We start from the raw sequence: 4,740 nt of genomic DNA, 5'->3' as shown, positions 1-4,740 counted from the left end.
GCTTGATTCGTTTCCCGGAATCCATAAATTGCGAACTTCTCTTGACACTAGCGATAGGTAACGCTGTACCCTTATGATACCATATTGTCCCGAATAGTAAACAAGGAATAAAAGGATAAAAAAAGAGAAGCAATCTTTCTAATAAAGACTGTATCTTCCACACATCAAAATTATTCTTCTAAATTAACTCTCTATGCTGGTACCCATCCGGGTACCGACCTCATCTGAGAGCTTAACTGCTTCTTCCTTGAATTTCTTGTCGTATTTCCGTATAACACACCATCTTGCCTTTCTTTCATTTTATCATTTTGGTGTGCTTGCCCTCTGCATTTTTACGATATCGTTCCATTTGATGGTTGTTGCATTTTGGGCTGCAAATCTGATATGATTTTGTCATGAGGACTGTCTCTCAATACACATTTTTTAAGGTAGTAATTTGTTAATAAACGACATAAAAATAATATGTAATGACATATTTATCTTATCAAATAGCGCATATATTATAATAAGGACAGATATTTTGATTTATTTGTAAATATTTTGTGCTTGATTATTGCATGGGAGGTGCTGGTATGCAGATCAAACGGCAGGAAATCATAAAAAGGCTAAATGCGCAGATAAAAGTAAACGGACACATTATCGGAGTGGCTGCAGGCAGCGGCATGACTACCAAATACAGCGTACTGGGCGGCGCGGATCTCATTCTCGCACTGAGTGCAGGCCGTTTTCGCCAGACCGGCCGCGCTTCGTTAGCCAGTTATCTTTGCTACTCAAACAGTAATTGCATCGTTATGGATTTCGCTTCCAGAGAGCTTATGCCGCTCATGCCAAATACTCCAATCCTTTTCGGTATAAATGCCACCGACCCAAATATCAATTTAAAAAAGTACATAACAAGAATAAAGAACGCCGGCTTTGATGGAATAAACAACTGGCCAACCATGGGACTTATAGACGGGCAATTTCGCGAAGCTTTGGAAGAAGAGGGTCTCTCTTACTCCAAGGAGACGGAAGCCATCAAGTTCGCCCACGAACAGGACATGTTCACGCTGGCCTTTGTGTTCGACGAAATGCAAGCGGAACAAATGTTAAGAGCGGGTGCCGATGTGATATGCGCCCATTTGGGGCTGACCACCGGCGGCGTCTTGGGCGCAAAAAAGGTTCAATCCTTAGACCGGAGCAGAGTGCTGGCTCAGCAAGAGTTCGATGTCTGCGACAGGATCAATCCCAATGTTATAAAAATGGTCTACGGCGGTCCGATCAAATCTCCTCTGGATGCCAAATATTTTTACGACAATACTGAATGCCAGGGCTTCATCGGGGGTTCTTCCTTTGAACGCATTCCTGCGGAAAAAGCCATTATGAATACTACTAAATCATTCAAATATTCAAATAACACTAAAGAGGAGGATAGCCTTATAAAAGTTCTGGCCGGTCAGGCCTACGACTACGACTATGTCGAATTTATAAAAGATCATATCAAGAACAACTACTGCAAACCGATATATTTAAGCGAGTTGGCTTTGGCGGCCCACGTTTCCACTCCGTATCTCAGCGCTAAGTTCAAAAAAACAGTAGGCTGCAACTTTACAGAGTATTTAATACGTTTCAGAATGAATAAAGCCTGCGAATTTCTCAAGGAGAAAGGGACCCCTGTCGGAAAGGTGGCCGAACTGGTTGGATACCCTGACTATATACAGTTTACTAAAACATTCAAGAAATATAAGGGAATGACTCCGACTGCATATCGAGCAAGTATCAGTGTAAAGTAATTTGTATAAGTCGCAACAAACATTAAATAAACACAACAACATATTAAGCTAACATATACAATTTTTTTTTGCTGATGGTAGAATTAAAACATAGTTCCCCTGTTGATGTTTTTTATTGACGCAAGGATCCAACGTCAGTAAAAGACAGATGGCGGAATTTTAAGAATTAGAAGGAGGTGTACTTAGAAAGTGAAAACAGTAGCGATTGCCGGTACTTTTGACAGCAAGGGAAAAGAATTTCTTTTTCTTAAAGAACTGTTTGAGGAAATCGGTTTAAAAACACTCACACTTCATACGGGAACCTTCAATCCGGCGTTTACACCCGACGTATCTAATAATGAAATTGCGGCTGAGGCTGGTGAAAATTTGTCCGAAATCGTTGCAATGAAAGACCGCGCCAGAGCCACTGCAGCTATGTCTCGTGGTGTAGAGAAGATAATCCCCCGCCTCTACAAAGAGGGAAAATTTGATGGAATCATCTCTTTGGGCGGCTCCGGCGGCACTTCAATTATTACTCCCGCCATGCGCGCCCTGCCCATCGGAGTTCCCAAAATCGTAGTTTCCACAATGGCATCAGGCAATACAGAACAGTATGTAGGCACTAGTGACATAATTCTTATTCCTTCTATCGTTGACGTGGCAGGACTCAATCGGATTTCAACCAGAATATTCAGTAACGCTGTGTTTGCCATGGCTGGCATGCTGGAGCACAAGTTGACAAAGAAAATTGAGAAAAAACCGCTGATAGCGGCATCCATGTTTGGCGTCACTACCCCCTGTATCGATCAAGCCAAAAATTACCTTGAGTCCAAGGGCTACGAAGTTCTGGTATTTCACGCGACCGGTACCGGCGGGCGCACCATGGAGTCACTCATACATAATGGATATTTCAAAGGCGTGCTGGACTTGACTACCACCGAGTGGTGTGATGAGCTTTTCGGCGGAGCCCTGAGTGCCGGCCCTCACCGCAGTGAGGCCGCAGGCCTCTGCGGGATACCCCAGGTGGTGTCTGTGGGTGCCTGCGATATGATCAACTTCGGCCCCTGGGACACAGTGCCGAAGCAGTATCTGAAAAGGAATCTCTATCGGCATAATCCGACCGTTACTCTGATGCGCACCACCGTCCAGGAAAACGAGGCTATCGGTAAAAAATTGGCGGAAAAATTAAATATGGCTAAAGGAAAGACCGCCCTTTTTCTGCCCTTGAAAGGTGTTTCCATGATCGACGCCGAGGGCCAGCCTTTTTATGGCCCTGATGAGGATCAAGCTCTGTTTAACACCTTAAGGCAAAACATAAACCGGGACGTGGTGAAACTCTATGAAATGAATTGCCAGATTAACGACAGGGAATTTGCCATTGCCGCTGCCAAAAAGCTCATAGAAATGATAGAGACATAAAAGAGGCGGATTGGCTTGAAGATAACCAGGTTTGACATCTCCGTTACTGTCCTTGCGGGTCTCTCCTGTTTCTTTATGGTTATTCCAGTGGTCAAATTTCCTGTTTTGGGGTTGTTCATAGGGTGGGCATGGTACTTTGCGGAAGGAGTAAAACCCACTGCCTTCAAGCGTGTAATACCCCCTATACTGTTCGGGTATGCAATGACTGTGATCTCTGCGATCGTTTTCGCTGCCGCGAACTCAAACATCTGGGCACTTGCGGCCATTGTGGCTGTAATCGTATTCGGCATTATGTTATCCTGTAAAGGTAATATCTTTGCCGTGTTACTGGCGTTCTATAATGCCTTTTCCTGTTTTCGCCGGTTACTACGCTGAAAATTTTCCTGCTATCGTTCAGAACGGCGTCTGGGCGGACTGGAAAGACGGCGTTGTGGATCGTCTTTTCAAATGTTGTAGGTCAGTGCTTCGGCTAGTTTAAAATCAAGCTGAGTGTAAGCCGACAACAGTAAAGAAACATAGAAAATCATTTATGGAGGAAAATATCATGCTGTATAAGTCTCGAAAAGAAATATTGGCTGACTTCAAAGCACAGGTTGCCGAAGGTAAGATTCTAGTCGGTGTTGGGGCTGGCACCGGAATTACCGCAAAATGCTCCGAAAAAGCCAACGTTGATATGCTGATTATCTACAACTCCGGTCGCTACCGTATGGCAGGCCGTGGCTCTCTGTCTGGCCTGATGGCTTATGGGGATGCAAATCAGATCGTTGTTGAAATGGGGCACGAAGTGCTGCCGATTGTTAAAAAGACCCCCGTGCTGGCCGGTGTCTGCGGCACCGATCCTTTCCGTGTCATGGATATCTATTTGAAAGAGCTGAAATCACAGGGCTTCAATGGCGTGCAGAACTTCCCCACGGTAGGCCTTATTGACGGTGTGTTCCGCCAGAATTTGGAAGAGACCGGCATGGGCTATGGGCTCGAGGTCGACATGATCCACAAGGCCCATGAACTTGACATGCTCACTTGCCCCTACGTCTTTGATCCCAAGCAGGCCGCGGACATGGCGGAAGCCGGAGCCGATATTCTGGTTGCTCATATGGGCCTTACCACAAAAGGCTCAATCGGCGCCAGCACGGCTAAGACTTTGGACGACTGCATTCCTCTCATTAAAGATATTATTGCCGCCGGCCGTAAAGTCAACCCTAATATCATGGTTATCTGCCACGGCGGGCCTATCGCTGAACCTGGGGACGCCGCATATATCATCAAGAACATTCCTGAGATTGACGGCTTCTTCGGTGCTTCCTCAATAGAGCGTTTGGCTTCCGAGCGCGGCATTACCGCTCAGGCGGCCGCTTTCAAGGCTATTACAAAGTAAAACAAGGAACATCCAACAGAAATACTTTCATGCGCTACACTGAAACAAGGGGCATGGATTTGTAAGTCTAATACGCAGTTCAGAAAACTTTCCGAACTGCGTATTTCTGACTTTTTTATAGATAAACCATGCAGCGCAAACTCTTCACGGGCCTTTTGAACAACTTATTCATTGCTAGTGTCAAGAGAAGTTCGC

At 45.2% G+C, this 4,740-nt stretch carries 4 protein-coding genes; all 4 read left to right on the top strand.

The window, feature by feature from the left end; translation table 11 throughout:
- Positions 1 to 572: 572 nt before the first annotated feature.
- The 4 genes from B2633_RS04755 (at position 573) to B2633_RS04740 (ending at position 4,545) form a co-directional block, all read left to right on the top strand.
- Positions 573 to 1,772 carry a phosphoenolpyruvate hydrolase family protein gene (locus B2633_RS04755; RefSeq protein ID WP_483169502.1) on the top strand — a complete coding sequence of 400 codons (1,200 nt, stop codon included), beginning with the start codon at positions 573 to 575 and terminating at the stop codon, positions 1,770 to 1,772.
- Positions 1,773 to 1,961: 189 nt separating this feature from the next.
- Positions 1,962 to 3,170: a Tm-1-like ATP-binding domain-containing protein gene (locus B2633_RS04750; protein WP_483169500.1), complete on the top strand. Its 1,209-nt coding sequence runs from the start codon at positions 1,962 to 1,964 to the stop codon at positions 3,168 to 3,170.
- Between the two features lie 15 nt (positions 3,171 to 3,185).
- Positions 3,186 to 3,545 carry a DUF1097 domain-containing protein gene (locus B2633_RS04745; protein WP_483169498.1) on the top strand — a complete coding sequence of 120 codons (360 nt, stop codon included), beginning with the start codon at positions 3,186 to 3,188 and terminating at the stop codon, positions 3,543 to 3,545.
- A gap of 169 nt (positions 3,546 to 3,714) precedes the next feature.
- Positions 3,715 to 4,545, top strand: coding sequence for a phosphoenolpyruvate hydrolase family protein (locus B2633_RS04740; RefSeq protein WP_483169504.1), 831 nt, complete (start codon positions 3,715 to 3,717; stop codon positions 4,543 to 4,545).
- Positions 4,546 to 4,740: the final 195 nt, after the last annotated feature.

Source organism: Syntrophomonas sp. UBA1041, from assembly GCF_002316705.1.
Lineage (GTDB): Bacteria > Bacillota > Syntrophomonadia > Syntrophomonadales > Syntrophomonadaceae > DTU019.
This window is presented reverse-complemented; position numbering and strand designations above follow the sequence as displayed.

Coding starts and splice junctions, on each gene's coding strand:
- B2633_RS04740 (WP_483169504.1), top strand. CDS start 3,715: ATGCTGTATAAGTCTCGAAAAGAAATATTGGCTGACTTCAAAGCACAG.
- B2633_RS04755 (WP_483169502.1), top strand. CDS start 573: ATGCAGATCAAACGGCAGGAAATCATAAAAAGGCTAAATGCGCAGATA.